This is a genomic window from Pseudomonas sp. NY15435, from assembly GCF_048068295.1.
Classification (GTDB): Bacteria; Pseudomonadota; Gammaproteobacteria; order Pseudomonadales; family Pseudomonadaceae; genus Pseudomonas.
Genome location: NZ_JBLUQA010000002.1, coordinates 394,690 through 415,499, shown reverse-complemented (window position 1 = coordinate 415,499; position 20,810 = coordinate 394,690). Strand labels below are relative to the sequence as shown.

23 protein-coding genes are annotated in these 20,810 nt (G+C 64.4%); 14 read left to right on the top strand and 9 right to left on the bottom strand.

Translation table 11 applies throughout. The features are described 5' to 3' along the window. Window positions 1-116: 116 nt before the first annotated feature. Window positions 117-1,547 (top strand): exodeoxyribonuclease I, encoded by a 1,431-nt coding sequence (gene sbcB / locus ACNFH5_RS06055; RefSeq protein ID WP_416744778.1) that lies wholly within the window; start codon window positions 117-119, stop codon window positions 1,545-1,547. Window positions 1,548-1,616: 69 nt separating this feature from the next. Here sbcB and mvaT read toward each other — a convergent pair whose 3' ends face one another. After that, the gene (mvaT, locus tag ACNFH5_RS06050; RefSeq protein WP_416744777.1) at window positions 1,617-1,991 is read right to left on the bottom strand and encodes a histone-like nucleoid-structuring protein MvaT; all 375 of its coding nucleotides are present in this window, start codon (window positions 1,989-1,991) and stop codon (window positions 1,617-1,619) included. A gap of 258 nt (window positions 1,992-2,249) precedes the next feature. Here mvaT and purU point away from each other — a divergent pair, with 258 nt between their 5' ends. Together purU and ACNFH5_RS06040 are read left to right on the top strand one after the other, a co-directional pair. Further along, window positions 2,250-3,101: a formyltetrahydrofolate deformylase gene (gene purU / locus ACNFH5_RS06045; RefSeq protein ID WP_017519713.1), complete on the top strand. Its 852-nt coding sequence runs from the start codon at window positions 2,250-2,252 to the stop codon at window positions 3,099-3,101. Between the two features lie 90 nt (window positions 3,102-3,191). Beyond that, complete coding sequence (locus tag ACNFH5_RS06040; protein ID WP_416744776.1) at window positions 3,192-3,371, top strand: hypothetical protein; 180 nt, start codon at window positions 3,192-3,194, stop codon at window positions 3,369-3,371. 3 nt (window positions 3,372-3,374) lie between these two features. Here ACNFH5_RS06040 and ACNFH5_RS06035 read toward each other — a convergent pair whose 3' ends face one another. The 3 genes from ACNFH5_RS06035 to upp form a co-directional block, all read right to left on the bottom strand. Next, a complete protein-coding gene (locus ACNFH5_RS06035; protein ID WP_416744775.1) occupies window positions 3,375-4,373 on the bottom strand; it encodes a lysylphosphatidylglycerol synthase transmembrane domain-containing protein in 999 nt (332 codons plus the stop codon). Between the two features lie 160 nt (window positions 4,374-4,533). Then, window positions 4,534-5,823, bottom strand: coding sequence for a uracil-xanthine permease family protein (locus ACNFH5_RS06030; RefSeq protein ID WP_416744774.1), 1,290 nt, complete (start codon window positions 5,821-5,823; stop codon window positions 4,534-4,536). Window positions 5,824-5,826: 3 nt separating this feature from the next. Continuing rightward, window positions 5,827-6,465, bottom strand: coding sequence for a uracil phosphoribosyltransferase (gene upp / locus ACNFH5_RS06025; protein ID WP_416744773.1), 639 nt, complete (start codon window positions 6,463-6,465; stop codon window positions 5,827-5,829). A gap of 155 nt (window positions 6,466-6,620) precedes the next feature. Here upp and ACNFH5_RS06020 point away from each other — a divergent pair, with 155 nt between their 5' ends. The 3 genes from ACNFH5_RS06020 (at window position 6,621) to ACNFH5_RS06010 (ending at window position 9,290) form a co-directional block, all read left to right on the top strand. After that, entirely contained in the window at window positions 6,621-7,178 is a 558-nt protein-coding gene (locus tag ACNFH5_RS06020; protein WP_017519718.1) for a hypoxanthine-guanine phosphoribosyltransferase, read from the top strand. Between the two features lie 2 nt (window positions 7,179-7,180). After that, window positions 7,181-7,654: a WbuC family cupin fold metalloprotein gene (locus ACNFH5_RS06015; RefSeq protein ID WP_416744772.1), complete on the top strand. Its 474-nt coding sequence runs from the start codon at window positions 7,181-7,183 to the stop codon at window positions 7,652-7,654. A gap of 211 nt (window positions 7,655-7,865) precedes the next feature. Next, window positions 7,866-9,290: an aldehyde dehydrogenase family protein gene (locus ACNFH5_RS06010; RefSeq protein WP_416744771.1), complete on the top strand. Its 1,425-nt coding sequence runs from the start codon at window positions 7,866-7,868 to the stop codon at window positions 9,288-9,290. On the opposite strand, the gene ACNFH5_RS06005 is transcribed toward ACNFH5_RS06010, so the two are convergent. Next, window positions 9,274-10,191: a LysR family transcriptional regulator gene (locus tag ACNFH5_RS06005; RefSeq protein ID WP_416744770.1), complete on the bottom strand. Its 918-nt coding sequence runs from the start codon at window positions 10,189-10,191 to the stop codon at window positions 9,274-9,276. The genes ACNFH5_RS06010 and ACNFH5_RS06005 overlap by 17 nt on opposite strands. Window positions 10,192-10,341: 150 nt before the next feature. On the opposite strand from ACNFH5_RS06005, the gene ACNFH5_RS06000 reads away from it, so the two are divergent. The 3 genes from ACNFH5_RS06000 to ACNFH5_RS05990 all read left to right on the top strand — a co-directional run bounded on the left by ACNFH5_RS06000 (window position 10,342) and on the right by ACNFH5_RS05990 (window position 11,852). Further along, a complete protein-coding gene (locus ACNFH5_RS06000; RefSeq protein ID WP_416744960.1) occupies window positions 10,342-10,824 on the top strand; it encodes a hypothetical protein in 483 nt (160 codons plus the stop codon). 98 nt (window positions 10,825-10,922) lie between these two features. Continuing rightward, window positions 10,923-11,210, top strand: a complete 288-nt coding sequence (locus ACNFH5_RS05995; RefSeq protein ID WP_416744769.1) for a PA4642 family protein — start codon at window positions 10,923-10,925, stop codon at window positions 11,208-11,210. A gap of 240 nt (window positions 11,211-11,450) precedes the next feature. Continuing rightward, the gene (locus tag ACNFH5_RS05990; RefSeq protein WP_416744768.1) at window positions 11,451-11,852 is read left to right on the top strand and encodes a VOC family protein; all 402 of its coding nucleotides are present in this window, start codon (window positions 11,451-11,453) and stop codon (window positions 11,850-11,852) included. 70 nt (window positions 11,853-11,922) lie between these two features. On the opposite strand, the gene mqo is transcribed toward ACNFH5_RS05990, so the two are convergent. Further along, window positions 11,923-13,416 (bottom strand): malate dehydrogenase (quinone), encoded by a 1,494-nt coding sequence (gene mqo / locus ACNFH5_RS05985; protein ID WP_416744767.1) that lies wholly within the window; start codon window positions 13,414-13,416, stop codon window positions 11,923-11,925. 796 nt (window positions 13,417-14,212) lie between these two features. On the opposite strand from mqo, the gene ACNFH5_RS05980 reads away from it, so the two are divergent. Then, window positions 14,213-14,800 (top strand): YajG family lipoprotein, encoded by a 588-nt coding sequence (locus ACNFH5_RS05980; protein WP_416744766.1) that lies wholly within the window; start codon window positions 14,213-14,215, stop codon window positions 14,798-14,800. Between the two features lie 69 nt (window positions 14,801-14,869). Here ACNFH5_RS05980 and ACNFH5_RS05975 read toward each other — a convergent pair whose 3' ends face one another. After that, window positions 14,870-15,076 carry a hypothetical protein gene (locus ACNFH5_RS05975; protein ID WP_416744765.1) on the bottom strand — a complete coding sequence of 69 codons (207 nt, stop codon included), beginning with the start codon at window positions 15,074-15,076 and terminating at the stop codon, window positions 14,870-14,872. A gap of 262 nt (window positions 15,077-15,338) precedes the next feature. On the opposite strand from ACNFH5_RS05975, the gene ACNFH5_RS05970 reads away from it, so the two are divergent. After that, a complete protein-coding gene (locus ACNFH5_RS05970; protein WP_416744764.1) occupies window positions 15,339-15,623 on the top strand; it encodes a hypothetical protein in 285 nt (94 codons plus the stop codon). A gap of 47 nt (window positions 15,624-15,670) precedes the next feature. Here the strand turns inward: ACNFH5_RS05970 and ACNFH5_RS05965 are convergent, their stop codons facing one another. Further along, entirely contained in the window at window positions 15,671-16,822 is a 1,152-nt protein-coding gene (locus ACNFH5_RS05965; RefSeq protein ID WP_416744959.1) for a 1-acyl-sn-glycerol-3-phosphate acyltransferase, read from the bottom strand. A gap of 139 nt (window positions 16,823-16,961) precedes the next feature. Between ACNFH5_RS05965 and ACNFH5_RS05960 the strand changes: the two genes are divergently transcribed. From ACNFH5_RS05960 to ACNFH5_RS05950, 3 genes are read left to right on the top strand one after another with little or no spacing between them, the layout of a single operon-like run. Beyond that, the gene (locus ACNFH5_RS05960) at window positions 16,962-17,144 is read left to right on the top strand and encodes a CPXCG motif-containing cysteine-rich protein (RefSeq protein WP_416744763.1); all 183 of its coding nucleotides are present in this window, start codon (window positions 16,962-16,964) and stop codon (window positions 17,142-17,144) included. After that, a complete protein-coding gene (locus tag ACNFH5_RS05955; protein WP_416744762.1) occupies window positions 17,144-17,410 on the top strand; it encodes a putative signal transducing protein in 267 nt (88 codons plus the stop codon). Before ACNFH5_RS05960 ends, ACNFH5_RS05955 begins: the two co-directional genes overlap by 1 nt. A 19-nt stretch (window positions 17,411-17,429) precedes the next feature. Next, the gene (locus ACNFH5_RS05950; RefSeq protein WP_416744761.1) at window positions 17,430-18,041 is read left to right on the top strand and encodes an SOS response-associated peptidase; all 612 of its coding nucleotides are present in this window, start codon (window positions 17,430-17,432) and stop codon (window positions 18,039-18,041) included. A 227-nt stretch (window positions 18,042-18,268) separates the two neighbouring features. Here ACNFH5_RS05950 and ACNFH5_RS05945 read toward each other — a convergent pair whose 3' ends face one another. Continuing rightward, on the bottom strand, window positions 18,269-20,401 hold the full coding sequence (locus ACNFH5_RS05945) for a methyl-accepting chemotaxis protein (RefSeq protein WP_416744760.1): 2,133 nt from the start codon (window positions 20,399-20,401) through the stop codon (window positions 18,269-18,271). Window positions 20,402-20,810: the final 409 nt, after the last annotated feature.

The window sequence follows — 20,810 nt, the reverse complement described above, 5'->3', positions numbered from 1 at the left end:
CCTTGCGACGTCCATCATAAAGGTGGGGGCTGGCGAGGTGCCAGCGAGGCGTTTTGGAAGTGTGGCCGGCCGCACTGTTAGACTGCGACGCACTCGCTTGCAGGCAAGGAAAAACAATGAACGCCAGCATCTTCTGGTACGACTACGAAACCACCGGCATCGACCCGCGCCGTGACCGTCCGCTGCAGGTGGCCGGCATTCGCACGGACGAGGACCTCAACGAGATCGGCGAATCGCTGAACCTCTATTGCCGCCCCAGCGACGATATCCTTCCGCACCCGGCTGCCTGCCTGGTCACCGGTATCACGCCGGATCGCCTGGAAGAGCGCGGTCTGGGCGAGGCCGAGTTCATGACTCGCCTGCACGCCGAACTGGCGCAGCCGGGCACTTGTGTCGCGGGTTACAACAGCCTTCGCTTCGATGACGAGGTGACGCGCTACAGCCTGTACCGCAACTTCTTCGACCCCTACGCGCGCGAGTGGCAGGGCGGTAACAGCCGCTGGGACCTGATCGACATGGTGCGCACCGCCTACGCCCTGCGGCCCGAAGGCATCGTCTGGCCCGAACAGGACGGCGTCGTCAGCCTCAAGTTGGAGCGCCTCACCGCGGCCAACGGTATCGATCATGGGCAGGCCCACGATGCGCTGTCCGACGTGCGCGCCACCATCGCCCTGGCGCGACTGGTGCGAGACCGCCAGCCCAAACTCTACGATTACCTCTATCGCCTGCGCGGCAAGCAGGGCGTGCTGGACCAGGTGCGTGTACTGCAGCCGATGGTGCACATCTCCGGCATGTTCTCCGGTGCGCGGCACTATCTGTCCGTGGTGCTGCCGCTGGGCTGGCATCCGCGTAACCGCAACGCGTTGATCGTCTGTGACCTGGGCGCCGATGTTTCGCCGTTGCTGGAGCTGGATGCGGAAACCCTGCGCAAGCGCCTCTACACGCGTCGTGACGAACTGGCCGAGGGCGAGCTGCCGGTTCCGCTGAAGCTGCTGCACATCAACAAATGCCCGGTGGTGGCGCCGCTGTCCGTGCTGCGCTCGCAGGATCGCGAACGCATCGGCCTGGACCTCGACGCCTGCCTGGCGGCGGCCCGGATGCTGACCGAGGCGAAAGCGAGCTGGCAGGACAAACTCGCGCCCTTGTATGCCGAGGAAAGTTTCGCTGGCAGTGAAGATCCGGAGCAGCAGTTGTATGACGGATTTATCGGAGACCGTGATCGCCGATTGTGCGAGCAGGTGCGTCAGGCTGATCCGACGCGGCTGGCGAAAGAACAATGGCCGTTCGACGATGCGCGACTTCCCGAACTTCTCTTCCGTTATCGTGCACGCAATTTTCCGGAAACTTTGAGTGCCACGGAACAGCAACAATGGCAGGACTTCTGCCGCGCGCGCCTGAGTCAGGCCGAGTGCGGCGCGCCCAATACTCTGGACAACTTTGCTGCGGCAATGAGCGAACAGCTGCTCAATGCCACGCCGGCCGGTCGTTTGGTACTGCAAGAGTGGGATAAGTATGCGCAGGTGTTGCGCGCGCGCTATAGCCTGTAGCGCTTCACACTTTTCTGCGGGCAATAAAAAACGCCAGCGCAAGGCTGGCGTTTTTCATCCGTGCAAGGCTTAGCCCAGCAGTGTGGCCCAGCCTTCAACGGCCTCGGCGCCCCACTTGGCTTTCCACTCCTTGAGGGTCTTGTGGTTGCCGCCCTTGGTTTCGATGACTTCGCCAGTGTGCGGGTTCTTGTATTGCTTGACCTTGCGAGCGCGCTTGCTCACGGTAGCTTTTGCGGTGCGCGGCGATTTGCTCAGCTTCGCGTCCGGATCAAGCAGGGCGATGACATCACGCAGGGACTTGCCATAGCTGGCCATCAGCGCGCGAAGTTTCTCTTCGAACTCAAGCTCTTTCTTCAGCTTGTCGTCCTGCTCCAGGGATTTCAGGCGCTCCTGAAGTTCCTTGATGGCTTCTTCGGTAGCGCGGTACTCGTTGATCAGCGACATGTTGGGTACCTTGTTCTGGGTCCAGCGGTGGCGGATAGTTTGTAGCAGACATAATAGTCAGCGAAGTTGTGCAAGTAAATGCTTGGGAAAAGTTTTGTCGGTAATTGTCGACTTATTTAAATAATTTATTCGCCGGTAATTAATCGATGCACTCGCAATGCGCCGAACTGGCTCTCGTCGGCGTACCGCGGCAATGGCTGATCTTTTCCCCCGCAGCCGCTAGAATGGCGGCCTTCGCGATGTATCTGGAGTACACCCATGCGCACTTTCCGACTGGTGATCGCCTGCCCCGACGGGGTTGGCATCGTCGCCAAGGTGAGTAATTTCCTGGCCACTTACAACGGCTGGATCACCGAGGCCAGTCACCATTCCGACAACGACAACGGCTGGTTCTTCATGCGGCATGAGATTCGTGCCGACTCGCTGCCGTTCGATATCGACGGTTTCCGCCAGGCTTTCGCTCCGATTGCCCGCGAGTTCTCCATGGAGTGGCGTATCACCGACTCCTCGGTGAAGAAGCGCGTCGTGCTGATGGCGAGCCGCGAGTCGCACTGCCTGGCCGACCTGCTGCACCGCTGGCACAGCGGCGAGCTGGACTGCGAAATCCCCTGCGTGATTGCCAACCACGATGACCTGCGCAGCATGGTGGAATGGCACGGTATTCCGTACTTCCACGTTCCGGTGGACCCGAAGAACAAGCAGCCGGCCTTCGAGCAGGTGTCGCGCCTGATCGACGAACACCAGGCCGACAACGTGGTGCTGGCGCGCTACATGCAAATCCTGCCGCCGGACTTGTGCCAGAAGTATCGCCACCAGGTGATCAACATCCACCACAGCTTCCTGCCGTCCTTCGTCGGCGCCAAGCCATACCATCAGGCTTCGCTGCGCGGTGTGAAGCTGATCGGTGCGACCTGTCACTACGTGACCGAAGAACTGGACGCCGGCCCGATCATCGAGCAGGACGTGGTGCGCATCAGTCACCGCGACAACATCGAAGACCTGGTGCGCCTGGGCAAGGACGTGGAGAAGCTGGTGCTGGCCCGCGGTCTGCGCTACCACCTCGAAGACCGCGTGCTGGTGCACGACAACAAGACCGTGGTGTTCGACTGATCCACCCCGGCTCGTTCGCTACACTGGGTACTCCGCATGCTCCCGTCGCCAGACTTGGCGGCGGGCGCTGCGCTTGAAGGAGATGCCGCCATGAGCGACCCGAAGAACCCCGGCACCGCCACCCCGCCGCCCACCCTGGGCGAGGGCTGTACCAGCCGCTACGATCCCGACGCGTTGAGCGACGAGGACGGCACCGAGTTTCCCGGCGCCGCCGAGCTCTGGGATTCGCTCAATCCTGAGCAGAACGAAGACAAGCCCACCAGCGACTGATCCTCAGGCGCTTTCCCGCAGCCCCATGAGCTTGCGCAGCAGCGGCCGGCCCGCCATCAGGGCGAACACCGGCGCGCCCATCGCCAGGTAGAAGTAATAGGTCACCACGCGCCATATCAGGATGGCCGCAGCCGCCGTGGACTTGCCCACCAGCGGGGCGAGCAGCGCGGCGCTGGTCAGCTCGGTGCCGCCGGCGCCGCCGGGCAGCAGCGTGGCGAGGCCCGCCGCCAGCGACAGCAGCTGGATCAGGAAGGCCCAGGCCCAGTGCAGGTCCACCCCCAGCGCCTTCAAGGTGATGTAGAGCACCGAGAAGCGCAGGATCCAGTGGCAGCAGGTGAAGAAGAAGATCAGCAGCAGGCGGCGCTTGGGCTGGCGCAGGCAGCTCACCAGTGTGTCGCGGAAGTGCAGGCATTTGCGTGCCCAGTGCAGGCGCGTGCGCGGTTTCATCCCCAGGCGTCTGAACAGCCGGCCGTTGGCCCTGATCACCCTGCGCTGGAAGCGCGCCAGCAGCACCACCCCGAAGAATATTCCGCCCAGCAGCACGCCGCTGGTGATCAGCGACGTCTCCAGGTTCGGGCTGACACTGTGGGACAGCGCCCAGACCAGCACCGCCGCCAGCGCGCAGAGGAAGAACAGCAGGTCGCTCAACTGGTCCACGGCGAAGATCGCGCTACTGTGCGCGGGGCGCATGCCGTGGCGGGCCAGCAGGGCCATCAGGGTCAGCGGCCCGCCGGTGCCACCGGGCGTGGCATAGAAGGCGAACTCCGAGGCCATGATGATGCCCACCGAGCGCGCCTTGCCGATCTCGCCGGCGCGGCCGTTGAGCAGCACGCGCAGTTTTTGCGCGTTGATCAGCCAGCACAGGCAGATCATGCCGAACATGATCAGCAGCTTGTCGAGGGGGAAGGCCAGGACGTGGTCAAGCATCTCCCGGCCGCCCAGGGCCAGGGGGATCAGCGAGGCGCCGATCAGACCAAGCAGCAGCCACGCGGCGCGGCTCACGGGCGCACCTTCGGTGGCTGGAAAGGCGAGGGCGAGGCGAAGCGGATAACCAGAGCCTCCTGTCGGAATCGAACTGTCATGCTGAGTGGACCGTGATCGGCATGTGGCGTTCGCCCAACTTTTCGTGGGTAGGGCGCCGCCGTCGGGCGGCGCCTCTGCCTCACTCGGCGGGCTTCTCGTCGGCGCCTTGTTCCAGCGCCTTGTTCTCCCAGCCTTCCTCACCCGGCAGGATGAGGTTGAGCAGGATCGCGACGATGGCGCACAGGGCGATGCCCTTCAGGCCGAAGTCGTCCGGGCCGGTGCCGGTGCCGATCAGCACGCCGCCGATGCCGAACACCAGGGTGACCGAAACGATGCACAGGTTGCGCGCCTGGGACAGATCAACCTTGTGGCGGATCAGGGTGTTCATGCCCACCGAGGCGATGGTGCCGAACAGCAGGCAGAGGATGCCTCCCATGACCGGGACCGGAATGCTCTGCAGGATGGCGCCGAACTTGCCGACGAAGGCCAGGCTGATGGCGAAAATCGCCGCCCAGGTCATGATCTTCGGGTTGTAGTTCTTGGTCAGCATCACCGCGCCGGTCACTTCCGCGTAGGTCGTGTTCGGGGGCCCGCCGAACAGGCCGGCGGTGGAGGTGGCGATGCCGTCGCCCAGCAGGGTGCGGTGCAGGCCCGGTGTCTTCAGGTAGTTCTTGCCGGTCACGCCGCCCACAGCGATGACGCCACCGATGTGTTCGATGGCCGGAGCCAGCGCCACCGGAACGATGAACAGGATCGCCTGCCAGTTGAATTCCGGCGCGGTGAACTTCGGCAGCTCCAACCAGGGCGCGGCGACAATCTTGGCGACATCGACGACGCCGAAGGCGAACGCCAGGCCGTAGCCCACCAGCACACCGGCGATGATCGGTACCAGGCGCAGCATGCCCTTGCCGAACACCGCAACGATCAGCGTGGTCAGCAGTGCCGGCATGGAGATGAACATGGCGGTCTTGTAGGGGATCAGCTCGGTACCGTCACCGGCCTTGCCCATCGCCATGTTGGCGGCGATCGGCGCCATGGCCAGGCCGATGGAGATGATCACGGGGCCGATCACCACCGGCGGCAGCAGGCGGTCGATGAACCCGGTGCCCTTGATCTTCACCGCCAGGCCCAGGAAGGTGTAGACGAAGCCCGCCGCCACCACGCCGCCCATGGTTGCCGCCAGACCGAACTGGCCTTTGGCAAGGATGATCGGGGTGATGAAGGCGAAGCTCGACGCCAGGAACACCGGTACCTGGCGGCCGGTGACGAGCTGGAACATCAGGGTGCCGAAGCCGGCGGTGAACAGTGCAACGTTCGGGTCCAGGCCCGTGATCAGCGGCATCAGCACCAGCGCGCCGAAGGCCACGAAAAGCATCTGCGCGCCAGAAATGATCTGACGCCACAGAGGTTCGTTGAATTCATCGGCCATGAATCAGGTTTCCTTCTGCTTGGTGCCGAAGATCTTGTCACCGGCATCGCCCAGGCCCGGCATGATGTAGCCGTTCTCATTCAGGCACTGGTCGATGGAGGCGGTATAGATGAGCACGTCCGGATGCGCATCATTGACTGCCTTGATCCCTTCCGGCGCTGCCACCAGTACCATGGCGCGGATGTCCTTGCTGCCGGCCTTCTTGAGCAGGTTGATGGTGGCGACCATGGAGCCGCCGGTGGCCAGCATCGGGTCGATGATCAGCGAGCGGCGCTCGGCGATGTCCGGCGCGAGCTTTTCCAGGTAGGTATGCGCTTCGAGGGTTTCCTCGTTGCGCGCGACGCCGACGGCGCTGACCTTGGCGCCCGGGATCAGGGTGAGCACGCCGTCGAGCATGCCGATACCGGCGCGCAGGATCGGCACCACGGTGATCTTCTTGCCAGCGATCTTCTCGACCTGCACCGGGCCAGCCCAGCCTTCGATCTCGTAGTTCTCCAGGGGCAGGTCCTTGGTCGCCTCGTAGGTCAGCAGGGCGCCCACTTCCTGGGCCAGCTCGCGGAAGTTCTTGGTACTGATATCGTGACGGCGCATCAGTCCGATCTTGTGGCGGATCAGGGGATGGCGAATCTCGAGGACGGGCATGGACGGGTTCTCCGGACGGGCTGGCAAAAAAATTGCGGTAGCGTAATGCATCCTAGCTACCTTGGGCCACGATTGTCGGCGACATTCGTCCGCTGACCCTTGCTCCGTGGCACGCCGATAGGTACCTTTGCGCACTTTTTCACGGGAGAACCCCCATGTCCGTCGATCTCGCGCACATCCGCCAAGTCATGGCCGAAGCCGACTGCCTGTACACCAACGCCGAGGTAGAGGCCGCCATCGCCCGTGTGGCCGAGGCCATCAACGGCTCGCTGGCCGACACCAACCCGGTGGTGTTCTGCGTGATGAACGGTGGCCTGATCTTCTCCGGCAAGCTGCTCCCGCTGCTGAATTTCCCGCTGGAAGCCTCCTACCTGCATGCGACCCGTTACCGCAACGAGACCACCGGTGGCGAGCTGTTCTGGAAGGCCAAGCCGGAAATCTCCTTCATCGACCGCGAAGTGCTGATCATCGACGACATCCTCGACGAAGGGCACACCCTCTCGGCGATCATGGACTTCTGCAAGCATGCCGGCGCCAAGCGCGTGCACACTGCCGTGCTGATCGACAAGGACCACGACCGCAAGGCCCGCCCGGACCTGAAGGCCGACTACGTGGGCCTGTCCTGCATCGACCGCTACATCTTCGGCTACGGCATGGACTACAAGGGCTACTGGCGCAACGCCGCCGGCATCTTCGCCGTCAAAGGGCTCTGAAGATGAACGGGCCGCGTTTCCTCGACAGTGCGCTGTTCGACGAGGTTGCGGCCCGTGCCGCCGCCAGCCCCCGGCGCCGGCAGAACCACAATTTCCATGAGCAGACCGAGCCCTGCCATCGCCTGCTCAACGCGCTGCAGCCCGACAGCTACATCCCGCCGCATTGTCATCGCCATCCGGACAAGGCCGAGAGCCTGCTGGTGGTGAAGGGCGCGCTGGGGCTGCTGATCTTCTCCGACAGCGGCGAGCTGGTGACCACCCGCGTTCTGCGCGCGGGCGGCGAGTGCGTTGGCGCGGACCTGCCGCCGGGCACCTTCCACGCGATCGTGGCGCTGGAGCCGGACAGCATCATGTTCGAAGCCAAGGCCGGACCGTTCGTGCCGCTGGGCGAGGACGAGCGCGGGCAATGGGCGCCGCGCGAAGGCGAGCCGGGCGCCGCCGAGTACCTGGCCTGGATGCGTTCCCACTTCGCCTGAGGTGCCTGCTTCTTGTAGGAGCGAGCTTGCTCGCGAACATCACGACAACGATGGGGAGATTTGGCGTGCCGCGGTTCGCGAGCAAGCTCGCTCCTACAGCTCTGTCTGATACATCTGCCAGAATCGATGCATGCATGGGTTGACTCGCATTTTTGCCGATGCATGCCCCGCCTATCCTGCGCACCTCACCAGACAACCGTCCGAGGTTCGCATGTCCCGTCTCCTTTATATCGATGGCCAATGGCAGGCTGCCGACAGTGGCGCCGTCCTGCGCCCGATCGCCCCCGCTACCCGTGAAGCGCTGCCGGAAGTCGCCTGCGCCGGTGTGTCCGACGTGGAGCGCGCCGTCGCTGCCGCCAAGCGTGCCTTTGCCGACTGGCGTCTGACCACTGCGGCTGAACGTGCCGGCTACCTGCGCGCTTTCGCCGAACAGCTCGAAGCACGCAGCGAAGCGCTGATTACCCTGCAGATGCAGGCCAGCGGCAAGCCGCGTCTGGAAGCCGAAATCGATATCGGCGACGCCATTGCCACCTTCGCTTACTACGCCGAACTGGCCGCCCAACTGGATGCCCGACAGAACGCCGAAGTGGCCCTGCCGGACGCCGGCTACCGCTCGCAGACCCGCTTCGAGCCCATCGGCGTGGTCGGCCTGATCGTGCCGTGGAACTTCCCGCTGGTGACCAGCGCCTGGAAAGTCGCGCCGGCCCTGGCGGCCGGATGCACGGTGGTGCTCAAGCCCTCGGAGATCACCCCGCTGATCGAACTGGTACTGGGCGAGATCGCCGACGCCATCGGCTTGCCGGCCGGCGTGCTGAACCTGGTGCCGGGCCTGGCCGATGCCGGCGCTGCGCTGTGCAGCCATCCGGGCATCGCCAAGCTGTCCTTCACCGGCAGCAACGTCGTCGGCCGCAAGGTCATGGAAGCCGCGGCGGCGCGTACTCTGCCGGTGGGCCTGGAGCTGGGCGGCAAGTCGCCGATTCTGGTGTTCGAGGACTGCGACCTGGATGAAGCCGTGCAGTGGATCATCGCCGGCGTCTACTGGAACGCCGGGCAGATGTGCTCCGCCACGTCGCGCCTGCTGGTGCAGGAATCCATCGCCGAGCCGTTGCTGGCGAAGCTGCAGGTGGCGGTGGAAGCCCTGCGCGTTGGCGACTCGTTGCTCGGTGAAACCGACATGGGCCCGATGACCAGCGAAGCGCAGTACCGCAAGGTGCTCGACTACTTCGCCGTGGCCCGCGACGAAGGCCTGGCCTGCCTGACGGGCGGCGCTGCAGCCGAGGGCTGGTTCATCCGGCCGACCGTGTACACCGACGTGCCGGCGGACAGCCGCCTGTGGCGCGAGGAAATCTTCGGCCCGGTACTGTGCGTACGCACCTTCAGCGACGAAGCCGACGCCCTGCGTCAGGCCAACGACAGCGATTTCGCCTTGGCCGCGACCGTGTGCAGCGCCGACCTCGAGCGCGCTCAGCGCGTCGCCGAGAACCTGGAAGCTGGCAACGTCTGGCTGAACTCGCCGCAAGTGGTGTTCCCGCAGACTTCCTGGGGCGGCGGCAAGCGCAGCGGCATCGGTCGCGAACTGGGCCCGTGGGGGCTGTCGGCGTTCTTCGACATCAAGCACATCACCGCGCCGCGCTGATCGGCGTCACCCCGTGCTCCAGGCATAGGTCTTCGACCAGCGCCTGGAGCGCTTCGTTATGCCCTGGCTCGTCGCGCACCACCAGGCTGTGGGTGATGCCGTAGCCGAGGCTGTCCGGCAGCAGCGCGCGCATCTCACCCTGTTCCACCCAGCGCTCGGCGTAGTGGGTTGGCAGGTAGCCCAGGTGCGTGCCGGCGCGCACGGCGTGGAGCACTGCTTCCATGTGCTGGGCGAAGGCCGTGCTGCGTTGCGGGTCGGCCGGCAGTTGCACGTCCGCCACGGCGTAACCGTGTTGAATCCAGTTGCAGCTTTCCAGTTCGGCGGCGTCGCGCACGTCCTTGTCGAATAGCGGATGCGCGCGCCCGCAGAACACCGCTACGCGCTCGTGGTACAGCGGCTCGTAACGCAGGTTCGGCAGGCGCCGGCTGAAGCAGGCGATGGCCAGGTGCAGGCGGCCGTTCAGTACCAGCCGCTCCAGTTCGCTGGACGACTCTATGAGGAAATGCAGGCGCACGTCCTGGTCGCGGCGGTTGAACCGCGCCAGGGTCTGGTGGATGCGGGCGTCGGGCAGGGTGGCAATGTTGTCGGCCAGGCCCAGGTGCAGCTCGCCAACCAATCGGCCGGCCAGGGATTGCACCTGATCGCGGAAGTCTCCCAGCGCAGCGAACAGGTTCTGCGCGTAGTCCAGCACCCGCTCGCCTTTCTCGGTCAGGCGAAAGCCGCTCTTGCCGCGCTCGCACAGGCGATAACCCAGGCGTGTCTCCAGGCTGGCGATGTGCGTGCTGATGGTCGACTGGCCCATGCCCAGTTCGCCCTGGGCGGCGGAGAAGCCGCCGCAGCGCACCACGCAGGCGAAGATGCGCAGCAGGCGTAGGTCGAGGTCGGAGACATTGTGCAGCATGGCTGGATCGGCTTCCGTCGATGCAAGGAGTGAGTTGTGTCGAAGGCTATCAATGTATCGGCGCGCTCGCCATGCGCGCCTGTCGTGGCGCTCGACGTGCGTGCTAGAGTGCCGGGCCCTGTCCCCCCGGAGGTGATGATGTCCGTTCGCATGCCGGGCGCCGCGCTGGCGCTGCTGTTCTGCGTTCCCCTCGGTCTTGCTGGTGCAGCCATTGCCGCGCCGATGCACAGCCAGTTCCTGCCGCCGGATGATGCCGGATTGCGCCAGGGCGAGCCGGAGCAGCAGCAACTGCTGCAGGTCACCGAATACAGCGTGGTGCTGGGCAACCAGCGCCAGTCGAACCAGCAGCCCATCCCGATCACCACGCCGTCGCTGCTGCGCCTCAAGGGCAAGCCGCTGAACAAGGGCGCGCAGATCAGCCAGGTGGTGATCAGCTTCGATGCCGAGGGCAAGAGTCTGAAGAAGCCGGCCTACGACGAGAAGACCCGCGTGCTCAGCCTGTATTACCCGCAGGCGGCTTATCCACAACTGCTCGATCTGCTGCGCAACGGCACTGTCTATGTACAGTTCCTGACCTACGGCAATGGCCATATCTGGGCCGACCTGCACACCGGCGCGGTGCGTGCGCGTTGAGCCGCGCACGGCGCAGGGTTAAACTGCCCGACCCGTGGTGCCCGGCCTGAACCGATGCGGGCCGCGATTCCCGAGACAGCCGTAGAGAGAAGCGAGCGATGCGTAAAGACAAGAAGCAGGTGATTGGCGAAGAGATCAACGACGACGCCATCAAGCTGTTCCTCGACGTGGAACCGGCCGACGACACCCCGGCGTCCCTGCACAAGCTGGTCAAGGCCTACCGTGGCCTGCGCATCGACGACTTCGAGCGCTTCGTTGGTTTCTTCGTCGAAGCCGGTTACGACCTGTCCGCCAAGGATGCCCAGGGCAAGGACTTCGTCGCCCTGATCCAGGACCAGCGCCAGGCCGAGCCCTACATCGAAGTGATCAAGGCCGCCCGCGGCTGATCGCATCGGTGTGCTGAAAAGCCCGCCTTGTGCGGGCTTTTTCGTTTGGGCGATTCGCGAGCGAGCTCGCTCCTACGAAAGTCTCTTGCTCCAAGGTCTGGGCGAGCCTGCTTTCAGTAGGAGCGAGCTTGCTCGCGAACATAGCCCGCAGAGAGGCTTTTGAGGCAGCTCAGGGCACTGCTCCAAAATCCCCGCCTAGACTTCCCCTCAGAACGATAACGACAAGGCGAGGACGAAGCCGTGCAAGTACAGCCCTATCTGTTTTTCCATGGTCGAGCCGATGAGGCCATTGCCTTCTACCAACACGCCGTGGGCGCCCAACTGGGCGCGCTGATGCGCTTCGAGGAGGCGCCGGGACCTTCGCCGGTGCCCGATGGCTGGCTGGACAAGGTGATGCACGCCAGCCTGCAGATTGGCGAGACGGAGGTGTTCCTGTCCGATGGTCGCGGTGAGCACAACGCCGCTTTCAACGGCTTCTCCCTGCACCTGACACTGCGCAGCGTGGTGGCGGCGGAGCAGGCGTTCGCCGCCCTGGCCGAGGAAGGGCGGGTGGAAATGCCCCTGGAGAAGACCTTCTGGGCGCAGCGTTTCGGCATGCTCACCGATCGCTTCGGTGTGGGGTGGATGGTCAGCTGCCACTGAGCCTTTCGCTGAAACTGAAGCAGAAACGAAAAAGCCCGCCGGAAGGCGGGCTTTTTCATGAGCGCAAAACTCAGGACGCGGCGACGATCTGCAGACGGTCGGCGGTCATCTGGTTGACTTCACGGTATACCGCGGCGTCGGTTTCCAGTTGCTTCTCGCGGGCCGGGAAGATCTCCTTGAGCTTCGCGGTCCACTCGGCCGACTTGTAGCGTTCGGGGAAGCAGCGCTCCAGCAGGCCCAGCATGATCGACACGGTGACCGAAGCGCCCGGCGAGGCGCCCAGCAGGGCGGCGATGCTGCCGTCCTGAGCCGCCACCAGTTCGGTGCCGAACTGCAGGATGCCGCCTTTCTTCGGATCCTTCTTGATGATCTGCACGCGCTGGCCTGCGGTTTCGAGGCGCCAGTCGGCCGGATTCAGTTCCGGGTAGAACTTGCGCAGGGCTTCGATACGCTGGTCCATGGACTGCATGACTTCCTTCACCAGGTAGCGGGTGAGGTCCATGTTGTCGCGGGCCACGGCGAGCATCGGCAGCAGGTTGCTGGTGCGCACCGAGAGCGGCAGGTCGAGGAACGAACCGTGGCGCAGGAACTTGGTGGAGAAGCCGGCGTAGGGGCCGAACAGCAGGGAGGTCTTGCCCTCGACCACGCGGGTGTCCAGGTGCGGCACGGACATCGGCGGGGCGCCCACTTCGGCCTGGCTGTAGACCTTGGCCTGGTGGTGCCTGACCACTTCCGGATTGTCGCAACGCAGCCACTGGCCGCTCACCGGGAAGCCGCCGAAGCCCTTGCTTTCCGGGATACCGGACATCTGCAGCAGCGGCAGCGCGCCGCCGCCGGCGCCGAGGAAGACGAACTTCGCCTTGACCTTGCGCGAGTCGCCGGTCTGGGTGTTCTTGATGTCCACCAGCCAGCCATCGCCGGAGCGCTCGAGGCCGACGACCTTCTGGAAGTAGCGGACTTCGCTGCCTTCGCGGCTGGAGAGATAGCCCAGCAGCTGGTTGGTCAGGGCGCCGAAGTTGACGTCGGTGCCGCTTTCCACGCGGGTCATCGCGACCTGTTCGTCAGCCGGGCGGCCAGGAATGGTCAGCGGGGCCCAGTCGGCGATCTTTGCGCGGTCCTCGGTGTATTCCATCGAGGTGAAGGCATGGTGCTGGCTGAGCAGCTCATGGCGCTTCTTCAGGAACGGAATGTCCTTGCCACGCACGAAGCTCATGTGCGGAACGGGGTTGATGAAGTTGCGCGGTGCGCCGAAGGCGTCCTTCCCGGTCAGGTAGGCCCAGAACTGCTTGGACACCTCGAACTGGGCGTTGATGTTCACCGCCTTCTTGATGTCGATCGAGCCGTCGGCGGCCTGCGGGGTGTAGTTCAGCTCGCAGAGGCCGGCGTGACCGGTGCCGGCGTTGTTCCACGGGTTGGAACTCTCGATGGCTCCGGATTCCTGCAGTTCGACGATCTCGAGCTTCACGCCCGGATCGACTTCCTTGAGCAGGACAGCCAGGGTTGCGCTCATGATGCCGGCGCCGACCAGCAGCACGTCCATCGATTCGATTTCGTTCTGCGCCATTAACGCGTCTCCAAAACTATCAGCAGCCAGTTGTGACAGAGGTTTCGCGCCCACTGCGCAAAACCATTGTCCGAATTCTTCTCAGGTCAAAGGACCTTTCGCGAATGTCTCGGGCCGGGATCGGAGGAGGGGAATGCGCACCTTCTCGGCAATCCACGGACGGACAAGTCATCCGCAAGTGCATCGGGGAGCGGCGCTTATGCGCGGCTTCCGGTGCCGAAAAAGCGATTCAGTGCTGCGGGGTCAGACGTCAATGGTGCTACCAACGCAAAACTCTTCATTGCTCGCCACACTCTCGTGAAGTAGTGAAAAACCTTCGATCACGCTCTTTTGGAGGCGTGAAGCTCAAAGGGGATCGTCGTCGCGGGCCGGTCCGGTCTCCGTGCGGAGGGGGCGGCTGCATCCTTGCCAAGTTCTGCGCAACGAACGTACAAAGCGCGACGGCCAGTGACCGAGGCGAGTGGCGACTCTCTTTGAGGGGTGGCAGAGGCGAGACACGGTGTGTCGGCATCGTGCGGGGCCCGACCAGGAGGCGTCCTTATAATCGGGGGGCGATTATAACGGCGAAACACAAAAAAAAGCTCTGCACCTTAGACTTTTTTCCTAGTGTGTACCCCTTGATTCTCCATTTGTGCCCCCTCCCGGTGCGTCTTGCCTCCAGGTGGGTCAAGGCGGCCTATCGACGCGTGGCCAGGGAACCCTGAGAACGGGTTCCGCGTCCAATGGCCAAGCGCTATCTGACTGCGCTGCCCGCCGGTATACTGCCGGCCATCGCTTACCCCATGGAGAGATGAGCATGCTGCCTCGCCTGTTGCTCGGCTTTATCGCTGCCGCCAGCCTGACCTTGACCGGCTGCGCCCTCAGCCCGCAACAACTCAACCCGACGCCCGAATTCAAGGGGCCGGTCGCCGCCGTTGGCCAGGGCCAGCCGGTGGTAGTTAAAGTCGTCGACGGTCGCCCGAGCACCGCGCTGGGTACCCGTGGCGGCCTGTATTCGGAAACCAGCCAGCTGACCGTGCGCAGCGAAGACGTGATCCCCAAGCTGCAACTGCAGGCTGAGACCGCCGTGCGCCTGCTGGGCTTCACCCCGTCGGCCAACGCCTACAACGCGCCGCAACTGACCCTGACCCTGGCCGAGCTGAAGTACCAGTCGCCCAAGGAAGGCATGTACGTCACCGAGGCCGACATCGGCGCCACCTTCCGCGCCGACGTGCAGAGCGGTAGCCGCCGTTACAGCGGCCGCTACGGCGCTTCGACCAACCAGCGTTTCGGCATGGCGCCCAACCAGGCGACCAACACCAAGCTGGTGAGCGAAGTGCTCAGCGATGCGCTGACCCGTGTGTTCAAGGACCCGACCATCGGCCAGACGCTGAACCAGCGCTGATCGATCCGTTCGGACATGAAAAAGCCCGGCCAATGCCGGGCTTTTTCATGTCCGCCTCAAGCGCAGTAATCAGGCGGCCTGGTGGTACGGGTCGACCTCGACCAGGCGCATGCGCTCGTCGGCTTCCGGCAGGTCCAGGTGCTCGTGGCCGCAGGCCTGGGTGTAGACCAGCCAGTGGTCGTCCTGGACGTTGAACGAGAGTTCGACGACCACGGCTTCGATTTCTTCCAGGTGTTCGATCAGGTAGGCATTTTCGTGGGGGACGATGTCGAGCATGGCGAATCTCCTTGGCGAAAGACCGGGTTTGCAGAATTCGTAAAGCCAGCAACGTGCCAGGGCGCGGGAGAGGTCTTAGACCATTTCTCGATAACTTTTACGCTCGTCGTAAATAAGCGTTACGCGCTGGCTGCGAAGCGGGGCCAGCGGATAAAATGCGCGTCGATTGTTTCTCATCCATGACGGGCCATGCCCGTTCGTCCAGACTGACCCCCGCTTTGCTTCGAAGTCGTTGGCGTGCAGTTCTGAAGCGGAGGTTGTGATGTCGCTGCAGGCGCTCTGGAGTCTTTTCCAGGCCCATCCCGGTCGTATCGTGAACGACCTGGCCCTGTTCTTCGCCCTGGCCGGAGGCTGGCTGCTGCTGGCGACCCGCCGCCGCGAGCGTCTCGCCCTGGCGCGCCTGGCTGCCGAGAGCGAAATCGCGCCGGTGCCGCTGGACAGCGTCGAGCCGACAGCGCGGATGAACCGCTTCTTCTACCGTTTCGGTTTCGCCTGCATGGCCCTGGCCATGGCGGTGAGCTGGTACAGCACGCAGCTCGGCCAGTAACCGACGAGAAGAAAAAAGGCGCCCGAGGGCGCCTTTTTTCATGCCTGCTACTTGAGCCGGTACTGGTTCAGTACCGGGTTGGCGTACTGCAGGATCAGGTGGCCGCGCTGCTCCGCGGGGCATTCGCCCAGGCGACGCTCCCATTCGGTGCGCGCACGCTGCAGTTCCTCGGCCTTGAACAGGGTCTCGGCGCGCGGCACGTTCAGTGCGGCGTCGCGCAGCTCGGAGGCCTCGTAGGCGAGGTAGTGCACCGGGAACAACCGGTAGTTGCCGAGGATCTGCCGGTCCAGCTCGGCGGCGAGCTGCTTGGCGTCGGCAAAGTCGCCGGTGATCTCTTCGCCGAAGTTGATGTGCACCCGGCCCTTGTAGCCGGTAATGCCCTGCACGATGCTGCGGTCGTCCTCGCCCGGCGCCTTCCTGTACTCGCCGGTGGTCGCGCGGGTGAACAGTTCGCGGGCCTTGGCGGCATCGCAGGGGTCGTATTCGTAGCTGATCGACACCGGGATCAGGTGCAGCTGGCGGATCACCTCGGCGAACGGCTCGTCCTTGCGGCTCATGTGGAACATCTTGAGGATCGCCGAATCGGTACGGTCGTCACCGTCCTTGGCGCGGCCCTCGGCCTGGGCAATCCAGATCGACTGGACGTCCTGGCAGATCGAGTGATTGATGTAGGCCGAGAGGTTCTGGTACGCCGCCAGCTTCTCGCGGCGACCGCTGATGGAGCGGTGCACGATGAAGCTCTTGTTCAGGCGCATCAGGTCGCTGACGAAAGGTTTCTGCAGCAGGTTGTCGCCGATGGCGATGCGCGGCGTCGGCAATTTCGCGTGGAAGATCGCGTAGTTGCAGAAGGCCGGGTCCATCACGATATCGCGGTGGTTGGCGATGAACAGGTAGGCGCGGCCGGACTTCAGGCGTTCGACGCCCGAATAGGTAACGCCGTCGGTGGCGTGCTCAATGGTCCGGTCGACGTAGGGCTCGAACTTGTCCTGCAGCGCGACGACACTGCGGATGCCGGTGACTTCGCGGGCCAGCCGATGGGCTATAAGAGGTCTGAGCAGCCAGCCGAACGGACCGGACAGACGCGGGAAACGGTAACGCGCCAGCGCGCCGAGGAAGGCGTCATCGCTCAGCAGGCGCTGCAGGACAGCCGGGACTTCGGCGTCGTTGTACGGTCGGATGGCTTCGAACTCGCCCATCATGCTCTCTATGAATTCTGGGGGTGTCACGGGTCGGAACCGCGAAGTAGACGGTCCGCAAGGGTATGCCGCCGACTCACCGGCCAGGCGGGCACCCAAAAAGACCGCGCGATTATAAACGGAAGTCACGGGGGAACCAGCGATGCTCGAAAGTCAGACCTATTCCTGCCCTTATTGTGGCGAGCCGGCCGAGGCCGTGCTCGACCTCTCCGGGGGCGACCAGAGCTACTATGAAGATTGCCCGGTGTGTTGCCGGCCGATCCTGTTCCAGCTCCATACCGATGGGGTGGAATGGTCCCTGGAAGTCCAGCGCGAGGACGATTGATGCAGCGAATCTACGCACCTGCCGACCTGATCGAAGCCGAACTGTTGAGCGGCATGCTGGCCAATGAAGGCATTTCGTCGCACCTGGGCGGACGCCACCTGGTTGGCGGCATCGGCGAGCTGCCGGGCATGGGACTGCTGCACCTGTGGGTGGAGGATGAGGTGGCTGAGCGGGCGCGTGAGCTGATCGCCGCGTACAATGTCGCGCAACCCCTGCCGGGGCCCGCCGACGATCACGAAGGTGGCCCGGGCGTCCTGCTTTGCTGAATCCCTTCAACGAGTCCCGATGACCAGCCGCTACGCCCTGTTCCGCTGGAACCGCGAGCTTGCCGACAGCGCCGGCTTCCCCGCCGACCTGCAGCCGCAATGGAGCGTCGCGCCCGGCGCGCGCGTGCTGATGCTGCGCGAGGAGAACGGCGTGCGTAGTGCCGACCTCGCACGCTGGGGCCTGACGCCGGCCTGGCTGAAGGACCTGTCGCGCACTCCCGCCCATGCCCGTACGGAAACCATCGCCGAGCAGCCGATGTTCCGCGATGCGTTTGCCCAGCGCCGCTGCCTGCTGCCGGCCAACGGATTCTACGAATGGCGTGGCGTGCGCAAGCGGCCGCACTGGGTTTCCGGCGGCGGGCTGATCTGCTTTGCGGGGGTGTGGGAGGCTTATCCGGTGGAAGGCCACACCTATTACAGTGTGGCGATGCTGACGCAGGAAGCGGGCGGCATGCGTCGTCCGCTGATTCTCGATGTTGCCGAGCAGGCGCAGTGGCTGTCGAACCAGACGCCGACGGCGCGATTGCTGGAGCTGCTGCAATTGCCCCAGGCGCGGCTGCGCGAGCAGGCGCTGGCGAACTTCATCAATGATCCGACCTGCAACGGGCCGGAGTGCCTGACGCCGGCGTGACGCTGATCTGTCCCTGCTCCTGCAGGATCAAGAGCCCCTCTCCCTAACCCTCTCCCGCAAGCGGGAGAGGGGACCGTTCGGTGCAGGATGTAACCTAGGTATCACCCGGCACGGGCAGCTCCCTCTCCCTTCAGGGAGAGGGCAGGGGAGAGGGAGCCTCCTGCTGCGGGGGTGGTTCGCGAGCAAGCTCGCTCCTACAGGAGCAGGAAGCATCCTGCCGATGTCGCTTACACCTTGAACTGATTCACCAGCCTGCGTTGCTGCTCGGCCAGCTTGGTCAGCTCGGCGCTGGCCTGGGAGGCTTCGTCGGCGCCGCCGGCCACCTGGTTGGCGACCATGCCAATGTTGCTGACGTTGCGGTTGATGTCCTCGGCTACCGCGCTCTGCTCCTCGGCGGCGCTGGCGATCTGGGTGTTCATGTCATTGATCACCGACACCGCCTGGGTAATCGACTCCAGCGCCTGGGCCGCTTCGCCAGCATGGCGCACGCTGTCTTCGGTCTTGTCCTGGCTCTGCTGCATCACCTGCACCACTTCGCGGGTGCCGTTCTGCAGTTGCTGGATCATCGACTGGATTTCCTCGGTGGCCTGCTGGGTCTTCTGCGCCAGGTTGCGCACTTCGTCGGCGACCACCGCGAAGCCACGGCCTTGTTCGCCAGCACGGGCGGCCTCGATGGCGGCGTTGAGCGCCAGCAGGTTGGTCTGCTCGGCGATGCCACGGATGGCTACCAGGATCGCATTGATGTTCTCGCTGTCGCGGGCCAGCGACTGCACCACGCCCACCGCGCGGCCGATCTCGCTGGCCAGCGCCTGGATCGCCGTGGAGCTGCTCTCGACGATGCGCTTGCCGTGGTGCGCGGCCTGGTCGGCGTGGTTGGCCGCTTCCGCAGCGTGGGTGGCGTTGCGCGCCACGTCCTGGGCGGTGGCGGTCATCTCGTGGACGGCGGTAGCCACCAGTTCGATCTCCGCCAGTTGCTTCTGCACGCCCTGGTTGGTGCGGATGGCGATGTCGGCAGTGTGCTCGGAAGAGTCGCTGACGTGCTGCACCGAGGTCACCACCTGGCCAATCATGCCCTGCAGTTTGACCAGGAAGGTGTTGAAGCCCTTGGCGATGGAGCCCAGTTCGTCGGCGCGGTCGCTGGTCAGGCGGCGGGTCAGGTCGCCTTCGCCCTGGGCGATGTCGTCGAGCATGCCGACCAGTTGGCGCAGCGGGCGGGCAATGCCATGGCCGACCAGCCAGATCACGGCGAGACCAATGGCGGCGATCAGCAGGCCGACCAGGGTCATGCCCAGGGTGTCGCTGTCGCGCTGGGATTTCAGGTCGCTCTGCAACTTATTCAGGTCACCCAGCACGGCTTCCTGCGGCAGTTGCAGCATCAGGGTCCAGCGTGCGCCGGAGTCGGCGATGGTGAAGGGCAGGAACAGCTCGATATGGCCATGTTCCTTGTCCATCGAGGTCAGCGGCTGGTCGAGGGTGAGCTTGGCCAGGTTGGCCACTTCGTTGGTGTCCAGCACGCTGCTGGCGGATTCGCCGAGCTTGGCCGGGTCCTTGGTGTAGGCGACCAGGCGGCCGTTGGTGGAGATCAGCGCCATCTCGCCGGCACCGTCGTAGAGCTGGCTGTCGGCGGTCTTGAGCAGATCCTGGATGAAGTCCAGCGACAGGTCCACGCCGACAGTGCCCTTGAACTGGCCCTTGACCATGATCGGCGCGTTGAACGAGGACATCAGCACCATCTTGCCGCCCATTTCATAGGGCGCCGGGTCGATGATGCAGGGCTGGTGCTTCTCTTTCGGGCACAGGTAGTACTCGCCTTCGCGCACGCCGGTGGGCTGCATCTTCTGGCTTTCCAGGGTGTCGCCCATGGCTTCCACGGTCAGGCCGCCGTCCTTGCGGTACCACCAGGGCATGAAGCGGCCGCTGGCGTCGTAGCCGGGCAGGCCGGAGTACTGGCTGTCGTTGCCAGCGAAGGCGTTGGGTTCCCAGCCGGCGAAGGCGTCGAGCAGCTTGGGGTTCTGCGCCACGGTCTGGCGCAGCAGGTTGGACATACCGGCACGGCCGATGCCCAGCAGCGGCTGGCCATTGGCGTCGGTCTCGTCGAGCAGGGCGTTGGTGTTGGCGAGGTCGCGGGCGACGGTCAGGGGGTATTCCAGTTCGCGCTGGATCTGCGCGACCTGGCCGCGAGCAATGGCCACCAGGCGTTCGTTGATCACCTGTTCGAGCAGCGCCTGAGTGCGCTCCTGCACCAGCGCCTGGGTCCGCGAACCGGCGAACAGGGCGTACAGCACCAGCGCGGCGACCACCGCCAGAACGCTGGCACCGGCCAGCGCAACCACGGAAAACTGGATCGACTTGAATTTCATACGGGTACCCGGAATGCGCCAGTGGCTTGCTTGTCTATCTGTATCGGCAGGACCGGGGAAATTCCTTAGGTGGCCGTTGTAATGGCTTGTAACGCGGCTGTTGCCGCCTGTCGCAGGATTGTCGGCGCTGACCGGGAGGTCTAGCATGTGATGTCAAATTGAAATTATCCGGTCGCGCCGAGTGCCCCGCTACCTGCATTGGCAGAATGCAAAGGGCGTCCGCCGCGGCTGTCGCACGGGTGCGGATCACCGGTTTGCCGCCCCGCCCCGCGAATGCCACGACAGGTCGCCCATGGCGCCTTCCGATAAGCCGGTCCGGTTTCCTAAGTCCCTGCTGTGCTGGCTGTTTCCTGCCAGTTGCCGGGCATCGGGGGTGGGCCTACCATGCGCGCTGTCCGTGGGAGATTGC

Excerpts from the sequence above, each read along its gene's own strand:
- sbcB (WP_416744778.1), top strand. The coding sequence starts at position 117 with ATGAACGCCAGCATCTTCTGGTACGACTACGAAACCACCGGCATCGAC.
- mvaT (WP_416744777.1), bottom strand. The coding sequence starts at position 1,991 with ATGTCGCTGATCAACGAGTACCGCGCTACCGAAGAAGCCATCAAGGAA.
- purU (WP_017519713.1), top strand. The coding sequence starts at position 2,250 with ATGCGCACTTTCCGACTGGTGATCGCCTGCCCCGACGGGGTTGGCATC.
- ACNFH5_RS06040 (WP_416744776.1), top strand. The coding sequence starts at position 3,192 with ATGAGCGACCCGAAGAACCCCGGCACCGCCACCCCGCCGCCCACCCTG.
- ACNFH5_RS06030 (WP_416744774.1), bottom strand. The coding sequence starts at position 5,823 with ATGGCCGATGAATTCAACGAACCTCTGTGGCGTCAGATCATTTCTGGC.
- upp (WP_416744773.1), bottom strand. The coding sequence starts at position 6,465 with ATGCCCGTCCTCGAGATTCGCCATCCCCTGATCCGCCACAAGATCGGA.
- ACNFH5_RS06020 (WP_017519718.1), top strand. The coding sequence starts at position 6,621 with ATGTCCGTCGATCTCGCGCACATCCGCCAAGTCATGGCCGAAGCCGAC.
- ACNFH5_RS06015 (WP_416744772.1), top strand. The coding sequence starts at position 7,181 with ATGAACGGGCCGCGTTTCCTCGACAGTGCGCTGTTCGACGAGGTTGCG.
- ACNFH5_RS06010 (WP_416744771.1), top strand. The coding sequence starts at position 7,866 with ATGTCCCGTCTCCTTTATATCGATGGCCAATGGCAGGCTGCCGACAGT.
- ACNFH5_RS06005 (WP_416744770.1), bottom strand. The coding sequence starts at position 10,191 with ATGCTGCACAATGTCTCCGACCTCGACCTACGCCTGCTGCGCATCTTC.
- ACNFH5_RS06000 (WP_416744960.1), top strand. The coding sequence starts at position 10,342 with ATGCCGGGCGCCGCGCTGGCGCTGCTGTTCTGCGTTCCCCTCGGTCTT.
- ACNFH5_RS05995 (WP_416744769.1), top strand. The coding sequence starts at position 10,923 with ATGCGTAAAGACAAGAAGCAGGTGATTGGCGAAGAGATCAACGACGAC.
- mqo (WP_416744767.1), bottom strand. The coding sequence starts at position 13,416 with ATGGCGCAGAACGAAATCGAATCGATGGACGTGCTGCTGGTCGGCGCC.
- ACNFH5_RS05980 (WP_416744766.1), top strand. The coding sequence starts at position 14,213 with ATGCTGCCTCGCCTGTTGCTCGGCTTTATCGCTGCCGCCAGCCTGACC.
- ACNFH5_RS05975 (WP_416744765.1), bottom strand. The coding sequence starts at position 15,076 with ATGCTCGACATCGTCCCCCACGAAAATGCCTACCTGATCGAACACCTG.
- ACNFH5_RS05970 (WP_416744764.1), top strand. The coding sequence starts at position 15,339 with ATGTCGCTGCAGGCGCTCTGGAGTCTTTTCCAGGCCCATCCCGGTCGT.
- ACNFH5_RS05965 (WP_416744959.1), bottom strand. The coding sequence starts at position 16,822 with ATGATGGGCGAGTTCGAAGCCATCCGACCGTACAACGACGCCGAAGTC.
- ACNFH5_RS05960 (WP_416744763.1), top strand. The coding sequence starts at position 16,962 with ATGCTCGAAAGTCAGACCTATTCCTGCCCTTATTGTGGCGAGCCGGCC.
- ACNFH5_RS05955 (WP_416744762.1), top strand. The coding sequence starts at position 17,144 with ATGCAGCGAATCTACGCACCTGCCGACCTGATCGAAGCCGAACTGTTG.
- ACNFH5_RS05950 (WP_416744761.1), top strand. The coding sequence starts at position 17,430 with ATGACCAGCCGCTACGCCCTGTTCCGCTGGAACCGCGAGCTTGCCGAC.
- ACNFH5_RS05945 (WP_416744760.1), bottom strand. The coding sequence starts at position 20,401 with ATGAAATTCAAGTCGATCCAGTTTTCCGTGGTTGCGCTGGCCGGTGCC.